The organism is Leclercia sp. GHBNCSD (assembly GCF_055805075.1).
Map to the genome: position 1 here is coordinate 2,928,703 of NZ_JBQVYO010000001.1, position 16,679 is coordinate 2,945,381.

Consider the following 16,679-nt stretch of genomic DNA (forward strand, 5'->3'; position numbering starts at 1 on the left):
CCCACCCTTTGCCCGGTGGCGCTTCGCTTACCGGGCCTACAGGTTTTGTAGGCCGGGCAAACGCAGTGCCGTCCGGCAAAACAGGCAAACGAGGTTCTTATGTCCGTACTCGATCTAAACGCCCTTAACGATCTGCCAAAAGTCGAACGCATTCTGGCGCTGGCCGAAACCAACGCCCAGCTGGAGAGGCTGGACGCCGAAGGGCGTGTCGCCTGGGCGCTGGAAAATCTGCCGGGCGAATATGTGCTGTCGTCGAGCTTCGGTATTCAGGCGGCGGTCAGCCTGCATCTGGTGAATAAAATTCGCCCGGATATCCCGGTGATCCTCACCGATACCGGCTACCTCTTCCCGGAAACCTATCAGTTTATCGATGAGCTGACAGATAAGCTTAAGCTGAACCTGAAGGTCTACCGCGCAGAGCAGAGCGCGGCCTGGCAGGAAGCACGCTACGGCAAGATGTGGGAGCAGGGCGTCGAGGGCATTGAGAAATATAATGCCATCAACAAAGTTGAGCCGATGAACCGGGCGCTGTCCGAGCTCAACGCCAAAACCTGGTTCGCCGGCCTGCGCCGGGATCAGTCCGGTAGCCGGGCCTCTTTACCGGTTCTGGCGATCCAGCGCGGGGTGTTCAAGGTGCTGCCAATTATCGACTGGGACAACCGGACCGTATACCAGTACCTGCAACAGCATGGCCTGAAGTATCACCCGCTGTGGGATCAGGGCTATCTGTCGGTAGGGGATACCCACACTACCCGTAAATGGGAGCCGGGTATGGCAGAAGAAGAGACCCGTTTCTTTGGCCTCAAGCGCGAGTGCGGGCTGCACGAAGGGTAATGTTTGCCCGGTGGCGGCTACCCCTTACCGGGCCTACAAATGCGCATCCTGTTGGCCCGGTAAGCGCAGGGCCTCAGGCTTTCCCCGCTTTCGCCAGCTCTTTCACCAGCGGCAGCATCACCCGTACCACATCCCGGCTGCGGTGTTCAATCCGCTGCGGCAATGCCTTGTCGATGTGCTGCAGATTATCCAGCCTGACGTCGTGCCAGCTTGTTCCCGCTGGAAACGCTTTTGATTTTGCCTGCTGCTGATAACCATCCTTTTTGCCCAGGGACCAGTTGGTCGCTTCAACGTAGAGCACCGGGATCCCGGCTTTATCGAACACCTCGCCATCATTGCAGCAGCCGGTGCCTTTCGGATACGCGGCGTTGCCGCCCGGGTTGGTGGCAGCATAGATGCCGTGGGCGCGGGCAATCGCCAGCGCGCGGTCGCGGGTTAACTTGCGTACCGGTCCTGGGGTGGTTTTGCCGCTGTTGAAATAGAGCTTATCCCCCACAATCAAATTATCGAGGTTGATCACCAGCAGGGTGTTTTTCTTCTCGGCCGCGCTCATGCGTTTAAGGACATTCTCGGCACCCAGCCGTCCCTCTTCCTCGCCGCTGGTGGCGATAAAGCGGATGCTGTACTGGGTGGGAATATTTTTTAGCTGATCGGCCAGCTCCAGCATCACGCCGACCCCAGCGGCATTATCATCAATGCCCTGTAACGTGAGGCCGCCAAGATTGTTGTCGGCATCGCTGTCGCTCATCGGAGCATAGGTGTCCAGGTGCGCCAGAATAATAATCTGCTGCGCGGCTTTGCCTTCATGGGCCGCAATCACGGTACTGCCGGTGACGTTGTGCCAGTTTTTACTCAGATTGCGTGAGGTATAGATGTAGCGGCTCTGAAATGTGCGGATATCGCTCTGGTAGCCCATCCCGGCGAACTGCTGGCGCACGTAGTCAGCGGAGAGCATTTCGGCGGGGGTACCGGTCATCCGACCCGGGAAAAAGGTGGCAATATGACGTGCCTGCGTCGCGGCCATCTCACCCAGGGGCGAGGTCTTAGCCTGAACCGTTCCGATTAAGCAAACGCCGAGCGCCAGGGCAGCGTATCGGTGGCGCATTGCGGAAAACATAGTGAGTCCTTAAAAAAATAACGCAAAATTTTAACGCGCTTAGTATGAAACTGTGACCGCGCTTACACAATTTGATTTGCGCTTAAATGCCCGGAATGTCGCGCGTTAAGCACTTTTTGATATGAGCTTTTTCAGGGCGTTATTCCATTGAGTAACTACTCATTCCAATTCGTAATTTCATTCGCTCGTAGCCGCCCCCTATAGTCCCCCTATTCCTGGTTGTTAGCGAGTTGTAGCATTGTGGATTACCTTCCTTTATTCGCTGCTGTAAAAGACCGCCCGGTGCTGGTTGTCGGCAGCGGCGAAATCGCTGAGCGCAAAATTGCCTTTTTACATCGGGCAGGCGCTCGCGTGCAGGTTGTTGCCGAAGCGGACTTTGCTGAATCGCAAATCGACAATGTGGTGCTGGTGATTGCCGCCACCGAAAACCGGGCGCTCAACCAGCGCGTCTCCGATGCCGCCCACGCCCGTCACCGCCTGGTGAACGTGGTGGACGACCAGCCGCTCTGCTCCTTTATCTTTCCGTCAATTGTCGATCGCTCGCCGCTGCTGGTGGCGATCTCTTCTGGCGGGACTGCCCCGGTGCTGGCCCGCGTCTTGCGGGAAAAAATCGAAGCGCTGCTGCCGACAAGCCTGGGCCGCATGGCCGAGAAGGCCAGCTACTGGCGCAACCATCTGAAAACCCGCCTGACCAGCGTGGCGGAACGCCGTCGCTTCTGGGAGCGCGTATTTCGTGGCCGTTTTGCCAGCCTGATGCAGGCCGGTAATGAGACGGCAGCGCAACAGCTTCTTGAAGACGAACTCGATAACCCCGGCAGCACTGGCGGGGAGATCATTCTGGTAGGCGCCGGGCCAGGCGATGCTGGCCTGCTGACCCTGCGGGGGTTGCAGGTGCTGCAGGACGCCGATGTGGTTTTCTATGACCACCTGGTGAGCGACGGCGTGCGCGAGCTGATTCGTCGCGACGCCGAGCAAATCTGTGTGGGCAAACGCGCGGGCGGGCACGCTGTTCCCCAGCACGATACCAACCAGATGCTGATTGCGGCGGCCAAAGCGGGCAAAACCGTGGTACGCCTGAAAGGCGGCGATCCGTTCATCTTTGGTCGCGGTGGCGAAGAGTTACAGGCGGCAGCCGAAGCGGGCGTGCCGTTCCAGGTAGTGCCGGGGATCACCGCGGCCTCGGCGGTCACGGCTTATGCCGGCATTCCCCTGACGCACCGTGAATACGCCCAGAGCGTTACTTTTGTCACCGGCCACTACAAGGCCGACAGCACCCCGTTTGACTGGACGCATCTGGCGCAGAGCCGTCAGACCCTCGCCATCTACATGGGCACCATGAAAGCGGCGGAGATCGGCGAACAACTGATTCGACACGGGCGCGATGCGAATACCCCGGTCGCGGTGATATCCCGCGGCACGCGCGTCGATCAGCACGTGTCGATCGGAACACTACAACACCTTGCAACCCTGGCGAAAGACGCCCCGATGCCCGCCCTGATCGTGGTGGGAGAGGTGGTGCAGCTCCACAGCACGCTCGCCTGGTTCCAACATACAACCGACACAGAAGGCTTTAGTTCTTCTGTTATCAATTTGGCTTAAGGAACGGTTATGGATCAAAAACGACTGACGCACCTGCGGCAACTGGAAGCGGAGAGTATTCATATTATCCGCGAAGTGGCCGCTGAGTTTGCAAATCCGGTAATGATGTACTCCATCGGCAAAGACTCCAGCGTAATGCTGCACCTGGCGCGTAAAGCGTTTTACCCGGGCACGCTGCCATTCCCGCTGCTGCACGTGGATACCGGCTGGAAATTCCGCGAGATGTATGAGTTCCGTGACCGTACCGCCAAAGCCTACGGCTGCGAACTGCTGGTACATAAAAACCCGGAAGGGGTGGCGATGGGCATTAACCCGTTTGTCCACGGCAGCGCCAAGCACACCGACATCATGAAGACCGAAGGGCTGAAGCAGGCGCTGAACAAATACGGCTTTGATGCCGCTTTCGGCGGCGCCCGCCGCGATGAAGAGAAATCCCGCGCCAAGGAGCGTATCTACTCCTTCCGTGACCGCTTTCACCGCTGGGACCCTAAAAACCAGCGTCCGGAGCTGTGGCACAACTACAACGGCCAGATTAACAAGGGCGAAAGCATCCGCGTCTTCCCGCTCTCCAACTGGACCGAGCTGGATATCTGGCAGTACATCTATCTGGAAAATATCGAGATTGTTCCTCTGTACCTGGCGGCTGAACGCCCGGTGCTGGAGCGCGACGGCATGCTGATGATGATCGACGACGATCGCATCGACCTGCAGCCAGGCGAAGTGATCAAAAAGCGGATGGTGCGCTTCCGTACCCTCGGCTGTTGGCCGCTGACCGGCGCGGTGGAATCCGACGCGCAAACGCTGCCGGAGATCATCGAAGAGATGCTGGTGTCCACCACCAGCGAGCGACAGGGGCGCGTGATTGACCGCGACCAGGCAGGCTCGATGGAGCTGAAGAAACGTCAGGGTTATTTCTAAGGAGCCGCCATGAATACCACTATTGCTCAACAGATCGCCAATGAAGGCGGCGTCGAAGCCTACCTGCACGCCCAGCAGCATAAAAGTTTGCTGCGTTTTCTGACCTGCGGCAGCGTGGACGACGGTAAAAGCACCCTGATTGGCCGTCTGCTGCACGATACCCGTCAGATCTATGAAGATCAGCTCTCTTCCCTGCACAACGACAGCAAGCGTCATGGTACCCAAGGCGAAAAACTCGATCTGGCGCTGCTGGTGGATGGCCTGCAGGCGGAGCGCGAGCAGGGCATCACCATCGACGTGGCCTATCGCTATTTCTCTACCGAGAAGCGCAAATTTATTATCGCCGACACCCCGGGGCACGAGCAGTACACCCGTAATATGGCGACCGGCGCCTCCACCTGTGACCTGGCGATCCTGCTGATCGATGCCCGTAAAGGGGTGCTGGATCAGACCCGTCGTCACAGCTTTATCTCCACGCTGCTGGGGATCAAGCACCTGGTGGTGGCGGTTAACAAGATGGATCTGGTGAACTTCAGCGAAGAGAAGTTTAACGAGATCCGCGAAAGCTACCTGACCTTTGCCGAGCAGCTGCCGGGCAATCTCGATATCCGCTTTGTGCCGCTCTCGGCGCTGGAAGGGGATAACGTCGCTTCCCAGAGCGTGAGCATGCCGTGGTACAGCGGCCCGACGCTGCTGGAAGTGCTGGAGACCGTTGAGATCCAGCGCGACGTGGATACGCAGCCGATGCGCTTCCCGGTGCAGTACGTTAACCGCCCGAACCTCGATTTCCGCGGCTTCTCCGGCACGATTGCCTCCGGCAGCGTGCGCGTAGACCAGCGCGTGAAGGTACTGCCGTCCGGCGTGGAATCGGCCATTGCCCGTATCGTGACCTTCGATGGCGATCTGCAGGAAGCGGGGGCCGGCGAAGCGGTCACCCTGGTGCTGAAAGATGAGATCGATATCAGCCGCGGCGATCTGCTGGTGGATGCGCAGGAGTCGCTGCCTGCGGTACAGAGCGCCGCGGTGGATGTGGTGTGGATGGCCGAGCAGCCGCTGAGCCCGGGCCAGAGCTACGACATCAAGATTGCCGGGAAGAAAACCCGCGCCCGCGTCGACGGCGTTCAGTATCAGGTCGACATTAACAATCTGGCGCAGCACAGCGTGACTGAACTGCCGCTGAACGGCATCGGTCTGGTGGATTTCACCTTCGACGAGCCGCTGGTGCTGGACGAGTATCAGCAGAACCCGGTGACCGGCGGGCTGATTATTATCGATCGTCTGACCAACGTCACCGTTGGCGCAGGGATGGTGCGCGAACCTAAAGCGCAGGCGAGCGCGGTGCCGTCTGAATTCAGCGCCTTTGAACTGGAGCTCAACGCGCTGGTGCGCAAACACTTCCCGCACTGGGGCGCGCGCGATCTGCTGGGAGGCAAGTAATGGCGCAGCATGATGAGAACGTCGTCTGGCATCCTCATCCGGTCACGGTGGCCGAACGCGAACAGCTCCACGGTCACCGTGGGGTTGTGCTGTGGTTTACCGGGCTCTCGGGGTCCGGTAAGTCCACCGTCGCGGGGGCGCTGGAAGAGGCGCTGCACAAAGCGGGCGTCAGCACCTATCTGCTGGATGGCGACAACGTGCGCCACGGGCTGTGCAGCGATCTGGGCTTTAGCGATGCGGATCGCAAAGAGAACATCCGTCGGGTGGGCGAAGTGGCCAGCCTGATGGCCGATGCCGGGCTGGTGGTGTTAACCGCCTTTATCTCACCGCACCGCGCCGAGCGGCAGATGGTACGTGAGCGGGTGGGGAACAGCCGCTTCATTGAAGTGTTTGTTGATACCCCGCTGGAAATATGCGAGCAGCGCGATCCGAAGGGACTGTACAAAAAGGCCCGCGCTGGCGAGCTGAAGAACTTCACCGGCATTGATGCGGTTTACGAAGCGCCGGAAAACCCCGATATTCACCTGCAAGGCCAACAATTGGTAACAAATTTGGTGGGTCAATTATTAGACCTGCTCCGGCAGGGCGATATTATCAGATCCTGAGATGGTATTGATGGGGATGCTTAATCTCCATCAATATGTCACGGTCACAGGATCAGCTATGCGGAACAGTGAAAACTACATCATCACCGGGTCGGACACAGTATCGGCACATGACGAGACGACCTGGTCTTTTCCTGGGGCGATTGTCGGCTTTGCGTCATGGCTGATGGCACTGGGGATCCCTTTCCTGTTTTACGGCAGCAATACGCTGTTTTTCTTCCTTTATACCTGGCCTTTCTTTCTGGCGCTGATGCCCGTTGCCGTTGTGGTAGGGATCGCGCTCCACTCTCTGCTTCACGGCAAGCTGCTCTACAGTTCGTTTATCACCGTCTTAACGGTGGTCGCTATGGTGGGACTGTTATTTTTGTGGCTCATGGGATAAGTTCATCCATAATTCAAACCGTAACCAACTATGTGACATTGTTGGCTTGCGCGAATCTGCAAAAAAAATGTGGTACATTTGCCCGCAATGTTGCGGCATCTCTGTAGCCCCGATGTAGAGTCATGGGGAAAGTTATGGGATGATGATGCCGTTTTTCAGGGGGCAGGATGGGTAAACTTACGCTGCTGTTGCTGGCTCTGCTGGTCTGGCTTCAGTATTCGCTGTGGTTCGGTAAGAACGGCCTTCACGATTACAGTCGCGTCAGCGATGACGTGACGGCGCAGCAGGCAACAAACAGCAAATTAAAAGCGCGAAACGATCAGCTGTTTGCGGAAATTGACGATCTCAATGGCGGGCAGGAAGCCATTGAAGAGCGTGCGCGCAACGAACTCAGCATGACTAAGCCGGGCGAAACCTTCTATCGTCTGGTGCCGGATGCGTCTAAACGCAACCAGGGCTCAGTACAAAACCCTCGATAATCAGGCCCAGGATTACGCCATGGCAGTAACATTTTCCAACGTATGCGCCGTTGTGCCAGCCGCCGGGTTTGGCCGGCGCATGCAGACTGAATGTCCTAAGCAGTACCTTTCAATTGGTGATAAAACTATCCTTGAGCACACCGTGGCGGCGCTGCTGGCGAACCCACGTGTGACGCGGGTCGTTATCGCTATCAGCCCGGGCGACGTCCGCTTCGCCGCGCTGCCGCTTGCCCGCCACCCGCAGGTGACCGTGGTGGACGGTGGCGCAGAGCGTGCCGATTCGGTGCTGGCGGGACTGAAAGCCGCCGGTGACGCACAGTGGGTACTGGTGCACGATGCGGCGCGGCCCTGTTTGCATCAGGATGACCTGGCGCGGCTGCTGGCCATCAGCGAAACCAGCCGCGTTGGTGGCATTCTGGCCACGCCGGTCCGCGATACCATGAAACGCGGCGAGCCCGGCCTGCCGGCCATCGCCCATACGGTGGAGCGCGTTGACCTCTGGCATGCACTCACGCCGCAATTTTTCCCTCGCGAGCTGTTGCACCACTGCTTAACCCGTGCGCTGAACGAAGGCGCAACCATCACCGACGAAGCCTCGGCGCTGGAGTACTGCGGTTTTCACCCGGAACTGATTGAAGGGCGCGCAGATAATATAAAGGTGACGCGCCCCGAAGATTTACAGCTGGCAGAATTTTATCTTACCCGTTCGACCCATCAGGAGAAGGCATAATGCGAATTGGACATGGTTTTGACGTACACGCCTTTGGCGGCGAGGGCCCAATTATCATTGGCGGCGTACGCATCCCTTATGAAAAAGGACTGCTCGCGCATTCTGATGGCGATGTTGCACTGCACGCGTTAACCGATGCGCTACTTGGTGCGGCGGCGCTTGGCGATATCGGCAAGCTGTTCCCGGATACCGATCCGGCCTTCAAAGGGGCCGACAGCCGCGAGCTGCTGCGCGAAGCCTGGCGCCGTATTCAGGCCAAAGGCTATACCCTTGGCAACGTGGATGTGACCATTATTGCCCAGGCGCCGAAAATGCTGCCGCATATTCCTCAGATGCGCGTCTTTATTGCCGAAGATCTTGGCTGCCATATGGACGACGTCAACGTCAAAGCGACCACCACCGAGAAACTCGGCTTTACCGGCCGTGGTGAAGGCATTGCCTGCGAAGCCGTGGCGCTGCTGGTGAAGGCGGTGAAATGACGGACTTCGACAACCTGACCTACCTGCACGGTAAACCGCAGGGTACGGGGCTGCTGAAAGCCAACCCGGAAGATTTTGTGGTCGTCGAGGATTTGGGGTTCGAGCCGGATGGCGAGGGCGAGCACATTCTGGTGCGGATCCTGAAGAATGGATGTAACACCCGTTTTGTGGCCGATGCGCTGGCAAAGTTCCTGAAAATTCACGCTCGTGAAGTAAGCTTCGCCGGGCAGAAAGACAAACACGCCGTGACGGAACAGTGGCTCTGCGCGCGGGTGCCGGGTAACGGGATGCCCGATTTAAGCCAGTTCCAGCTCGAAGGCTGCCAGGTGCTGGAATATGCCCGCCATAAGCGCAAGTTGCGCCTCGGCGCGTTAAAGGGCAACGCCTTTACCCTGGTGCTGCGCGAGGTAAGCAACCGCGACGAGGTAGAACAGCGTCTTAACGCCATCCAGGCGCAGGGTGTGCCGAACTACTTTGGCGCGCAGCGTTTTGGCATCGGCGGCAGTAACCTGCAGGGGGCGCTACGCTGGGCGCAGAGCAATGCCCCGGTGCGCGATCGCAATAAACGCAGTTTTTGGTTGTCGGCAGCCCGCAGCGCGTTGTTTAATCAAATCGTCAGCGAGCGACTGAAAAAAACAGACGCGAATCAAGTTGTTGTCGGCGATGCGCTACAATTAGCGGGACGCGGCAGCTGGTTTGTCGCCACTGACGAAGAGCTGCGCGATGTGCAGGCGCGCGTCGAGGCAAAAACGCTGATGATCACTGCGGCCCTGCCGGGTACCGGCGACTGGGGTCCGCAGGGTGATGCGCTGCGCTTTGAACAGTCTGCCATCGCCGATGAAACAGAGTTATGCTCACTGCTGGGGCGGGAAAAAGTCGAAGCGGCACGCCGGGCGATGCTGCTCTATCCGCAACAGTTGAGCTGGAACTGGTGGGATGACGTAACCGTCGAGCTACGTTTCTGGCTGCCGGCAGGCAGCTTTGCCACCAGTGTTGTCAGGGAACTTATCAACACTTCGGGTGACTATGCGAATATTGCTGAGTAACGATGACGGGATCCATGCGCCAGGCATTCAGACGCTGGCGAAAGCGCTACGTGAGTTCGCCGAGGTGCAGGTGGTGGCTCCCGATCGTAACCGCAGCGGTGCCTCTAACTCGTTAACCCTCGAGTCGTCTCTTCGCACCTTTACCTTTGATAACGGTGATATCGCCGTGCAGATGGGCACCCCGACCGACTGTGTCTTTCTGGGGGTTAATGCGCTGATGCGTCCCCGCCCGGACGTGGTGGTCTCCGGCATTAATGCCGGACCCAACCTGGGCGATGACGTGATCTACTCCGGTACGGTGGCGGCAGCCATGGAAGGGCGCCATCTCGGCTTTCCTGCCCTGGCGGTCTCGCTTAACGGCCATCAGCATTATGACACCGCCGCCGCGGTCACCTGCGCCATTCTGCGCGCGCTGAGCCGTGAACCGCTGCGCACCGGTCGCATCCTTAATATCAACGTGCCGGATCTGCCGCTGGATCAAATCAAAGGTATCCGCGTGACGCGCTGCGGCAGCCGCCACCCGGCGGATAAAGTGATCCCGCAGGAAGATCCGCGCGGCAACACGCTGTACTGGATTGGTCCGCCGGGCGAAAAACATGATGCCGGGCCGGATACCGATTTTGCCGCCGTAGATGAAGGCTACGTCTCCGTCACCCCGCTGCACGTCGATTTGACCGCGCATAACGCGCAGGATGTGGTTTCAGGCTGGCTGGATCGCGCCGGGGTGAGCTCGCAATGGTAAGCAATCGTGTACAAACTCTTCTGAATCAATTACGCAGTCAGGGCATTGCTGACGAGCGGGTGCTGGACGCCATCTCGCGGGTACCGCGGGAAAAATTCGTGGATGAGGCGTTTGAGCACAAAGCGTGGGACAACGTCGCGTTGCCGATAGGGCAGGGGCAAACCATCTCCCAGCCCTATATGGTGGCGCGCATGACCGAGCTGCTGGAGCTGACCCCGGACTTGCGGGTGCTGGAGATTGGCACCGGTTCTGGATACCAGACCGCCATTCTGGCGCACCTGGTGCATCATGTCTGCTCGGTTGAGCGCATTAAAGGGTTGCAGTGGCAGGCGCGCCGCCGCCTGAAGCAGCTCGATTTACATAATGTTTCTACCCGTCACGGGGATGGCTGGCAGGGCTGGAAGGCACGCGGCCCGTTTGATGCCATTATCGTGACGGCTGCACCGCCTGAGATCCCGGCTGCGCTGATGGCGCAACTGGACGACGGCGGGATCCTCGTTTTACCGGTGGGCGATGAACACCAACTGTTGAAGCGTGTTCGTCGACGGGGCAACGAGTTTATTATCGATACCGTAGAAGCCGTACGTTTCGTGCCTCTGGTAAAAGGAGAGCTGGCCTGAGACTCGGATTTTTCCAGGGTTATTCAGGCAAATTCAGCGTATGGTGTGGCGCAAAACGTCGTGACATTACGGTAATTTTAAGTCACTGGTAATTAAAAATAATCCTGGGGGATAAATGAGCGCGGGAAGCCCAAAATTCACCATCAGCCGAGTTGCGGCATTGTCACTGGTTTCAATCTGGCTGGCAGGTTGTTCAACATCGAATAATGCCCCTGCGCCTGTCAGTTCGGTCGGCGGTAATAGCGGCTCTGGTAATTCATCCGGTGGCATGCTGATCACCCCTCCGCCCAAAATGGGCACCTCAACGGCGCAACAAACTCCGCAAATCCAGCCTGTTCAGCGTCCGGTTACCCAGCCAGTACAGATTCAGCCAGTGGAACAACCTGTCCAGACGGAAAATGGCCGCATTGTGTATAACCGCAAGTATGGGAACATTCCGAAAGGCAGCTATACTGGCGGCAGCACCTACACCGTGAAACGCGGTGATACCCTCTTCTATATTGCCTGGATCACCGGGAACGATTTCCGCGATCTGGCAGAGCGAAACAACGTTCCGGCCCCGTATGGCCTGAATGTCGGCCAGACGCTACAGGTGGGCAATGCGACCGGCGCACCGTTAACGCCAGGCAATACTGTTTCTGCGGCTGACGTCACAGCGCAAAATAACAGTGTGACGCCTGCGCAAAAATCAAGCACAGTGGTTGCGTCGCAACCGACAATTACGTATTCTGAAGATTCAGGTGAACAGAGTGCTAACAAGATGTTGCCGAACAATAAGGGGACTGCGACTGTAGTTACAGCACCCGTTACGGCTCCTGTGGTTAGCTCTACCGCACCCGTTGCCAGTAGTCAGACGTCCAGCTCGCCAATCTCTTCCTGGCGCTGGCCGACTGAAGGCAAGGTTATCGAGAACTTTTCTTCCTCCGAGGGGGGAAATAAAGGGGTCGATATCGCAGGGAGTAAGGGACAGGCTATTATCGCGACCGCTGATGGACGCGTGGTATACGCCGGTAACGCTCTGCGCGGTTACGGTAATCTTATTATCATCAAACACAACGATGATTACCTGAGTGCCTACGCCCATAACGATACGATGCTGGTCCGGGAACAACAAGAAGTTAAGGCGGGGCAAAAAATAGCTACTATGGGTAGCACCGGAACCAGTTCTACACGCTTGCATTTTGAAATTCGTTACAAGGGGAAATCCGTAAACCCGCTGCAGTATTTACCGCAGCGATAAATTGGCGGGACATATCTTTTGGTATGTTGCGCCCAGGGATCACGGGTAGGAGCCACCTTTATGAGTCAGAATACGCTGAAAGTTCATGATTTAAATGAAGACGCGGAATTTGATGAGAACGGAGTAGAGGCTTTTGACGAAAAAGCCTTAGTAGAAGAGGAACCCAGTGATAACGATTTAGCTGAAGAAGAGCTGTTATCGCAGGGTGCCACACAACGTGTGCTGGATGCGACTCAGCTTTACCTTGGGGAGATTGGTTACTCCCCACTGTTAACAGCAGAAGAAGAAGTTTACTTCGCGCGCCGGGCATTACGTGGTGATGTGGCTTCACGTCGTCGCATGATTGAAAGTAACCTGCGTCTGGTGGTTAAAATTGCCCGTCGTTACAGCAATCGTGGTCTGGCTCTGCTGGATCTGATTGAAGAGGGCAACCTGGGCCTGATCCGCGCAGTAGAGAAATTTGACCCTGAACGTGGGTTCCGTTTCTCAACCTATGCGACATGGTGGATCCGACAGACCATCGAACGGGCAATCATGAACCAGACCCGTACGATTCGACTGCCTATTCACATTGTGAAAGAGTTGAACGTTTATCTGCGTACCGCGCGCGAGTTGTCCCATAAGCTGGACCACGAGCCAAGCGCGGAAGAGATTGCCGAACAGCTTGATAAACCTGTTGATGATGTTAGCCGTATGCTGCGTCTCAACGAGCGTATTACCTCTGTCGACACCCCGCTGGGTGGCGATTCCGAGAAAGCGCTGCTGGACATCCTGGCCGATGAAAAAGACAACGGCCCGGAGGACACCACGCAGGACGATGATATGAAACAGAGCATCGTCAAATGGTTGTTCGAACTGAACGCCAAACAGCGTGAAGTGCTGGCACGTCGTTTCGGTCTGCTGGGGTATGAAGCTGCGACACTGGAAGATGTCGGTCGTGAAATCGGCCTGACCCGTGAACGTGTTCGTCAGATTCAGGTAGAAGGTCTGCGTCGCCTGCGTGAAATCCTGCAGGGGCAAGGGCTGAATATCGAAGCGCTGTTCCGCGAGTAAGCACCTTTTCGTCAAAAAAGGCCAGTCGAAAGACTGGCCTTTTTCTTTTGCTTAAGGCGCTGCGGTTTCGTGTAGCAGACGCCAGGTGAGAGTCTCTCCCTCCTGGTTGAGGACGGCGCTGGACCAGCGCACATTCACCGGCTGGTCCGGGCGGGTTTGTGTTTCGCGGTAGTGAAGCACTGCGCCGTTACCCCAGGTCTGCAACGTCGTTAATTCATCAATCACGATCTTCAGTCCAGGGCGGCTGCCGCGCTGCGCCTCGAGGAAACGTGCGAGCGCGGGGTGATCCAGGTGTGCGCCGGTTGGGGCAATCATCAAAAAGTCCTGATGAAAACGGGCGAGCAGGGGGGCAAAATCGCCTTCACCCTGGCCTAACCACTTTTCTAATGCGATGTGAGCATCAATAATTTCTGTTTCATAGCGGGTCATTCTCTCTCCTTTACCATCATTTTGCGAACCAACTCCGTAAACTGGCGACGCTCCTCAGCCGTTAAACGCCCCAGAAAAGCCTCATCGACATGATTCCCTACCGGTTTACAGTTGCCGAGCAACGCTTCGCCTTCCGGCGTTAAGAATACAAACCGGCGGCGCTTATCTGCAGCATCGGCTTCGCGCTTCACCAGCCCACGTAATTCCATACGGCTCAGCATCTCCGCGAGGGTAGCTTTGGTGCTTACCGCCGCTTCGGTGAGCGCCACCTGCTCAATGCCAGGATGTTCCGCGATAGAACGCAGCACCGCGTATTGCGGCTTAGTCAGCTCGGGTAAGGCCTGCTGCCAGCGCGCAGTATGTTGCTGAAAAAGCTGACGTAACAGGTGGAACGCTTCTTGTTTTAGTTCCATGAACTCTCCAGCATAAAAATGATCTCTTTATGATAGCCCCGATCAGCGGCGAATTTAACGCAGCCCGTTTTACCATTTCGTGTGATCGCATGCGAACGATCTTGTCAGCGTTCAGATCCGGGCGTACGGTAAGCAACAAGTTCGTATACGAACAAATTAAATGAGGTTTTGCATGAGATTGATTGTTGGGATGACAGGGGCAACCGGTGCGCCGCTCGGCGTGGCGCTGCTGCAGGCGCTTCGCGACATGCCGGAAGTTGAATCCCATCTGGTGATGTCGAAATGGGCGAAAACAACGATTGAACTGGAAACGCCCTATACCGCTCAGGATGTTGCTGCATTAGCCGATGTGGTTCACAGCCCGGCCGATCAGGGGGCAACCATCTCATCCGGATCCTTTCGCACCGACGGCATGATCGTCATTCCCTGCAGCATGAAAACGCTGGCGGGTATCCGCGCAGGCTACGCCGAAGGGCTGGTGGGGCGCGCCGCTGACGTGGTGTTAAAAGAGGGACGCAAGCTGGTGTTGGTCCCGCGGGAAATGCCGCTCAGCACTATCCATCTTGAAAATATGCTGGCGCTTTCCCGCATGGGCGTGGCAATGGTGCCGCCGATGCCCGCTTATTACAACCATCCGCAAACCGCCGATGACATTACTCAACACATTGTGACCCGGGTGCTCGATCAGTTTGGTCTGGCGCATAACAAAGCCCGTCGCTGGGAGGGGTTACAGGCGGCCAGAGATTTTTCCCAGGAGAATAAACATGGCATTTGATGATTTGAGAAGCTTCCTGCAGGCGCTCGATGAGCAAGGGCAACTGCTAAAAATCACGGAACAGGTTGATGCGGAGCCGGATCTGGCCGCGGCAGCCAACGCCACCGGGCGCATTGGCGATGGCGCACCTGCGCTCTGGTTTGACAACATCCGCGGCTTTACCGACGCCCGCGTGACGATGAACACTATCGGATCCTGGCAAAACCACGCCATCTCGATGGGGCTGCCGCCAAATACGCCAGTGAAAAAGCAGATCGACGAGTTTATTCGCCGCTGGGATAACTTCCCGGTTGCGCCGGAGCGTCGCGCCAACCCGGCCTGGGCTGAGAACACGGTGGATGGCGACGCGATCAACCTGTTCGATATTTTGCCGCTGTTCCGCCTGAACGACGGTGACGGTGGTTTCTACCTGGATAAAGCCTGTGTGGTCTCCCGCGATCCCCTCGATCCGGATCACTTCGGCAAGCAGAACGTCGGCATCTACCGCATGGAGGTGAAGGGCAAACGCAAGCTGGGTCTGCAGCCGGTGCCGATGCATGACATCGCCCTGCACCTGCATAAAGCGGAAGAGCGCGGGCAGGATCTGCCGATTGCGATCACCCTGGGCAATGACCCGATCATCACCCTGATGGGGGCGACGCCGCTCAAGTACGATCAATCAGAATATGAGATGGCGGGAGCGTTGCGCGAAAGCCCGTATCCGATCGCTACCGCACCGCTGACCGGTTTTGACGTGCCCTGGGGTTCGGAAGTGATCCTCGAAGGGGTGATTGAAGGCCGCAAACGCGAAATCGAAGGGCCGTTCGGGGAGTTCACCGGGCACTACTCCGGTGGCCGTAACATGACCGTGGTACGCATCGATAAAGTCTCTTACCGCACAAAACCGATTTTTGAGTCGCTCTATCTCGGGATGCCGTGGACCGAAATCGACTACCTGATGGGCCCGGCAACCTGCGTGCCGCTCTACCAGCAGCTGAAAGCTGAGTTTCCGGAAGTACAGGCGGTGAACGCGATGTACACCCACGGCCTGCTGGCAATTATCTCCACTAAAAAACGTTACGGCGGTTTTGCCCGCGCCGTGGGGCTGCGGGCGATGACCACGCCGCATGGCCTGGGCTACGTGAAGATGGTGATCATGGTGGACGAGGATGTCGATCCATTCAACCTGCCGCAGGTGATGTGGGCCCTGTCGTCGAAGGTGAACGCCGCGGGGGATCTGGTGCAGCTGCCGAACATGTCGGTGCTGGAGCTGGATCCGGGTTCAAGTCCGGCGGGGATCACCGACAAACTGATTATCGACGCCACCACACCGGTTGCACCCGATATGCGTGGACACTACAGCCAGCCGGTACAGGATCTGCCTGAAACCAAAGCCTGGGCTGAAAAACTGACCGCGATGCTGGCCGCACGTAAATAAGGAGGGGAAAATGATTTGTCCACGTTGTGCCGATGAACATATTGAGGTGATGGCGACGTCGCCGGTTAAAGATGTCTGGACGGTGTATCAGTGCCAGCACTGTCTGTATACCTGGCGCGATACCGAGCCGCTGCGCCGCACCAGCCGCGAGCACTATCCCGAAGCGTTTCGCATGACGCAGAAAGATATCGACGATGCCCCGCAGGTGCCGACTATTCCGCCGTTGCTGGCGGAAGATAAGCGCGGATAAAAAAGCCGGGTGGCGGCTACGGCTTACCCGGCCTACTATCCAGCGTCTTTTGTAGGCCCGGTAAGCGATAACGCCACCGGGCGTAAAAACCGCATGAAATCTCCGCAGGCCCGG

The 16,679-nt window shown here is 57.5% G+C and carries 21 protein-coding genes; 17 read left to right on the forward strand and 4 right to left on the reverse strand.

All coding sequences use genetic code 11. The features are described from left to right. Positions 1 to 99: 99 nt before the first annotated feature. Positions 100 to 834, forward strand: a complete 735-nt coding sequence (cysH, locus tag ACT3IC_RS14115; RefSeq protein WP_473477882.1) for a phosphoadenosine phosphosulfate reductase — start codon at positions 100 to 102, stop codon at positions 832 to 834. Between the two features lie 73 nt (positions 835 to 907). Here the strand turns inward: cysH and ACT3IC_RS14120 are convergent, their stop codons facing one another. Next, complete coding sequence (locus tag ACT3IC_RS14120) at positions 908 to 1,951, reverse strand: aminopeptidase (protein WP_159339795.1); 1,044 nt, start codon at positions 1,949 to 1,951, stop codon at positions 908 to 910. Between the two features lie 240 nt (positions 1,952 to 2,191). Here ACT3IC_RS14120 and cysG point away from each other — a divergent pair, with 240 nt between their 5' ends. The 11 genes from cysG (at position 2,192) to ACT3IC_RS14175 (ending at position 10,988) form a co-directional block, all read left to right on the forward strand. Then, a complete protein-coding gene (gene cysG, locus ACT3IC_RS14125; protein ID WP_473477884.1) occupies positions 2,192 to 3,550 on the forward strand; it encodes a siroheme synthase CysG in 1,359 nt (452 codons plus the stop codon). Between the two features lie 9 nt (positions 3,551 to 3,559). Next, on the forward strand, positions 3,560 to 4,468 hold the full coding sequence (gene cysD, locus ACT3IC_RS14130; RefSeq protein ID WP_015963247.1) for a sulfate adenylyltransferase subunit CysD: 909 nt from the start codon (positions 3,560 to 3,562) through the stop codon (positions 4,466 to 4,468). A gap of 9 nt (positions 4,469 to 4,477) precedes the next feature. Further along, positions 4,478 to 5,905, forward strand: coding sequence for a sulfate adenylyltransferase subunit CysN (gene cysN, locus ACT3IC_RS14135; RefSeq protein ID WP_156655162.1), 1,428 nt, complete (start codon positions 4,478 to 4,480; stop codon positions 5,903 to 5,905). Beyond that, complete coding sequence (gene cysC / locus ACT3IC_RS14140) at positions 5,905 to 6,510, forward strand: adenylyl-sulfate kinase (RefSeq protein ID WP_103180918.1); 606 nt, start codon at positions 5,905 to 5,907, stop codon at positions 6,508 to 6,510. Before cysN ends, cysC begins: the two co-directional genes overlap by 1 nt. Before the next feature lie 58 nt (positions 6,511 to 6,568). Further along, complete coding sequence (locus ACT3IC_RS14145; RefSeq protein ID WP_103180917.1) at positions 6,569 to 6,892, forward strand: DUF3561 family protein; 324 nt, start codon at positions 6,569 to 6,571, stop codon at positions 6,890 to 6,892. 167 nt (positions 6,893 to 7,059) lie between these two features. Further along, positions 7,060 to 7,371: a cell division protein FtsB gene (gene ftsB, locus ACT3IC_RS14150; protein ID WP_473477889.1), complete on the forward strand. Its 312-nt coding sequence runs from the start codon at positions 7,060 to 7,062 to the stop codon at positions 7,369 to 7,371. 19 nt (positions 7,372 to 7,390) lie between these two features. Next, positions 7,391 to 8,101: a 2-C-methyl-D-erythritol 4-phosphate cytidylyltransferase gene (gene ispD, locus ACT3IC_RS14155; RefSeq protein WP_103180916.1), complete on the forward strand. Its 711-nt coding sequence runs from the start codon at positions 7,391 to 7,393 to the stop codon at positions 8,099 to 8,101. Continuing rightward, positions 8,101 to 8,580: a 2-C-methyl-D-erythritol 2,4-cyclodiphosphate synthase gene (gene ispF, locus ACT3IC_RS14160; protein ID WP_048959481.1), complete on the forward strand. Its 480-nt coding sequence runs from the start codon at positions 8,101 to 8,103 to the stop codon at positions 8,578 to 8,580. The genes ispD and ispF overlap by 1 nt, the downstream gene beginning before the upstream one ends. Beyond that, on the forward strand, positions 8,577 to 9,626 hold the full coding sequence (gene truD, locus ACT3IC_RS14165) for a tRNA pseudouridine(13) synthase TruD (protein ID WP_103180915.1): 1,050 nt from the start codon (positions 8,577 to 8,579) through the stop codon (positions 9,624 to 9,626). Before ispF ends, truD begins: the two co-directional genes overlap by 4 nt. Further along, positions 9,607 to 10,368, forward strand: coding sequence for a 5'/3'-nucleotidase SurE (surE, locus tag ACT3IC_RS14170; protein ID WP_103180914.1), 762 nt, complete (start codon positions 9,607 to 9,609; stop codon positions 10,366 to 10,368). The genes truD and surE overlap by 20 nt, the downstream gene beginning before the upstream one ends. Beyond that, positions 10,362 to 10,988 (forward strand): protein-L-isoaspartate(D-aspartate) O-methyltransferase, encoded by a 627-nt coding sequence (locus ACT3IC_RS14175; RefSeq protein WP_103180913.1) that lies wholly within the window; start codon positions 10,362 to 10,364, stop codon positions 10,986 to 10,988. Before surE ends, ACT3IC_RS14175 begins: the two co-directional genes overlap by 7 nt. A 66-nt stretch (positions 10,989 to 11,054) precedes the next feature. Here ACT3IC_RS14175 and ACT3IC_RS14180 read toward each other — a convergent pair whose 3' ends face one another. Beyond that, positions 11,055 to 11,258 (reverse strand): hypothetical protein, encoded by a 204-nt coding sequence (locus ACT3IC_RS14180; RefSeq protein ID WP_231736555.1) that lies wholly within the window; start codon positions 11,256 to 11,258, stop codon positions 11,055 to 11,057. On the opposite strand from ACT3IC_RS14180, the gene nlpD reads away from it, so the two are divergent. Then, positions 11,164 to 12,228, forward strand: a complete 1,065-nt coding sequence (gene nlpD / locus ACT3IC_RS14185) for a murein hydrolase activator NlpD (RefSeq protein WP_231736666.1) — start codon at positions 11,164 to 11,166, stop codon at positions 12,226 to 12,228. The genes ACT3IC_RS14180 and nlpD overlap by 95 nt on opposite strands. A 60-nt stretch (positions 12,229 to 12,288) precedes the next feature. Further along, the gene (gene rpoS / locus ACT3IC_RS14190) at positions 12,289 to 13,281 is read left to right on the forward strand and encodes an RNA polymerase sigma factor RpoS (RefSeq protein ID WP_103180911.1); all 993 of its coding nucleotides are present in this window, start codon (positions 12,289 to 12,291) and stop codon (positions 13,279 to 13,281) included. Positions 13,282 to 13,332: 51 nt separating this feature from the next. On the opposite strand, the gene ACT3IC_RS14195 is transcribed toward rpoS, so the two are convergent. Both ACT3IC_RS14195 and ACT3IC_RS14200 read right to left on the reverse strand, forming a co-directional pair. Beyond that, positions 13,333 to 13,710 (reverse strand): DUF4440 domain-containing protein, encoded by a 378-nt coding sequence (locus ACT3IC_RS14195; protein WP_420193577.1) that lies wholly within the window; start codon positions 13,708 to 13,710, stop codon positions 13,333 to 13,335. Then, positions 13,707 to 14,123 carry a MarR family winged helix-turn-helix transcriptional regulator gene (locus tag ACT3IC_RS14200; protein WP_103180909.1) on the reverse strand — a complete coding sequence of 139 codons (417 nt, stop codon included), beginning with the start codon at positions 14,121 to 14,123 and terminating at the stop codon, positions 13,707 to 13,709. The genes ACT3IC_RS14195 and ACT3IC_RS14200 overlap by 4 nt, the downstream gene beginning before the upstream one ends. Positions 14,124 to 14,295: 172 nt before the next feature. Between ACT3IC_RS14200 and ACT3IC_RS14205 the strand changes: the two genes are divergently transcribed. The 3 genes from ACT3IC_RS14205 to ACT3IC_RS14215 are packed head-to-tail and all read left to right on the forward strand — an operon-like array spanning position 14,296 to position 16,565. After that, on the forward strand, positions 14,296 to 14,898 hold the full coding sequence (locus tag ACT3IC_RS14205; protein WP_473477897.1) for a non-oxidative hydroxyarylic acid decarboxylases subunit B: 603 nt from the start codon (positions 14,296 to 14,298) through the stop codon (positions 14,896 to 14,898). Further along, positions 14,888 to 16,315, forward strand: coding sequence for a non-oxidative hydroxyarylic acid decarboxylases subunit C (locus ACT3IC_RS14210; RefSeq protein ID WP_103180907.1), 1,428 nt, complete (start codon positions 14,888 to 14,890; stop codon positions 16,313 to 16,315). Before ACT3IC_RS14205 ends, ACT3IC_RS14210 begins: the two co-directional genes overlap by 11 nt. Before the next feature lie 10 nt (positions 16,316 to 16,325). Continuing rightward, positions 16,326 to 16,565: a non-oxidative hydroxyarylic acid decarboxylases subunit D gene (locus tag ACT3IC_RS14215; protein ID WP_114316919.1), complete on the forward strand. Its 240-nt coding sequence runs from the start codon at positions 16,326 to 16,328 to the stop codon at positions 16,563 to 16,565. The last annotated feature ends 114 nt before the right edge of the window (positions 16,566 to 16,679 follow it).

What these genes read in the sequence shown, in the direction of transcription:
- cysH (WP_473477882.1), top strand. Translation starts at nt 100, where the DNA reads ATGTCCGTACTCGATCTAAACGCCCTTAACGATCTGCCAAAAGTCGAA.
- ACT3IC_RS14120 (WP_159339795.1), bottom strand. Translation starts at nt 1,951, where the DNA reads ATGTTTTCCGCAATGCGCCACCGATACGCTGCCCTGGCGCTCGGCGTT.
- cysD (WP_015963247.1), top strand. Translation starts at nt 3,560, where the DNA reads ATGGATCAAAAACGACTGACGCACCTGCGGCAACTGGAAGCGGAGAGT.
- cysN (WP_156655162.1), top strand. Translation starts at nt 4,478, where the DNA reads ATGAATACCACTATTGCTCAACAGATCGCCAATGAAGGCGGCGTCGAA.
- cysC (WP_103180918.1), top strand. Translation starts at nt 5,905, where the DNA reads ATGGCGCAGCATGATGAGAACGTCGTCTGGCATCCTCATCCGGTCACG.
- ACT3IC_RS14145 (WP_103180917.1), top strand. Translation starts at nt 6,569, where the DNA reads ATGCGGAACAGTGAAAACTACATCATCACCGGGTCGGACACAGTATCG.
- ftsB (WP_473477889.1), top strand. Translation starts at nt 7,060, where the DNA reads ATGGGTAAACTTACGCTGCTGTTGCTGGCTCTGCTGGTCTGGCTTCAG.
- ispD (WP_103180916.1), top strand. Translation starts at nt 7,391, where the DNA reads ATGGCAGTAACATTTTCCAACGTATGCGCCGTTGTGCCAGCCGCCGGG.
- ispF (WP_048959481.1), top strand. Translation starts at nt 8,101, where the DNA reads ATGCGAATTGGACATGGTTTTGACGTACACGCCTTTGGCGGCGAGGGC.
- truD (WP_103180915.1), top strand. Translation starts at nt 8,577, where the DNA reads ATGACGGACTTCGACAACCTGACCTACCTGCACGGTAAACCGCAGGGT.
- surE (WP_103180914.1), top strand. Translation starts at nt 9,607, where the DNA reads ATGCGAATATTGCTGAGTAACGATGACGGGATCCATGCGCCAGGCATT.
- ACT3IC_RS14175 (WP_103180913.1), top strand. Translation starts at nt 10,362, where the DNA reads ATGGTAAGCAATCGTGTACAAACTCTTCTGAATCAATTACGCAGTCAG.
- ACT3IC_RS14180 (WP_231736555.1), bottom strand. Translation starts at nt 11,258, where the DNA reads ATGCCACCGGATGAATTACCAGAGCCGCTATTACCGCCGACCGAACTG.
- rpoS (WP_103180911.1), top strand. Translation starts at nt 12,289, where the DNA reads ATGAGTCAGAATACGCTGAAAGTTCATGATTTAAATGAAGACGCGGAA.
- ACT3IC_RS14195 (WP_420193577.1), bottom strand. Translation starts at nt 13,710, where the DNA reads ATGACCCGCTATGAAACAGAAATTATTGATGCTCACATCGCATTAGAA.
- ACT3IC_RS14200 (WP_103180909.1), bottom strand. Translation starts at nt 14,123, where the DNA reads ATGGAACTAAAACAAGAAGCGTTCCACCTGTTACGTCAGCTTTTTCAG.
- ACT3IC_RS14205 (WP_473477897.1), top strand. Translation starts at nt 14,296, where the DNA reads ATGAGATTGATTGTTGGGATGACAGGGGCAACCGGTGCGCCGCTCGGC.
- ACT3IC_RS14210 (WP_103180907.1), top strand. Translation starts at nt 14,888, where the DNA reads ATGGCATTTGATGATTTGAGAAGCTTCCTGCAGGCGCTCGATGAGCAA.
- ACT3IC_RS14215 (WP_114316919.1), top strand. Translation starts at nt 16,326, where the DNA reads ATGATTTGTCCACGTTGTGCCGATGAACATATTGAGGTGATGGCGACG.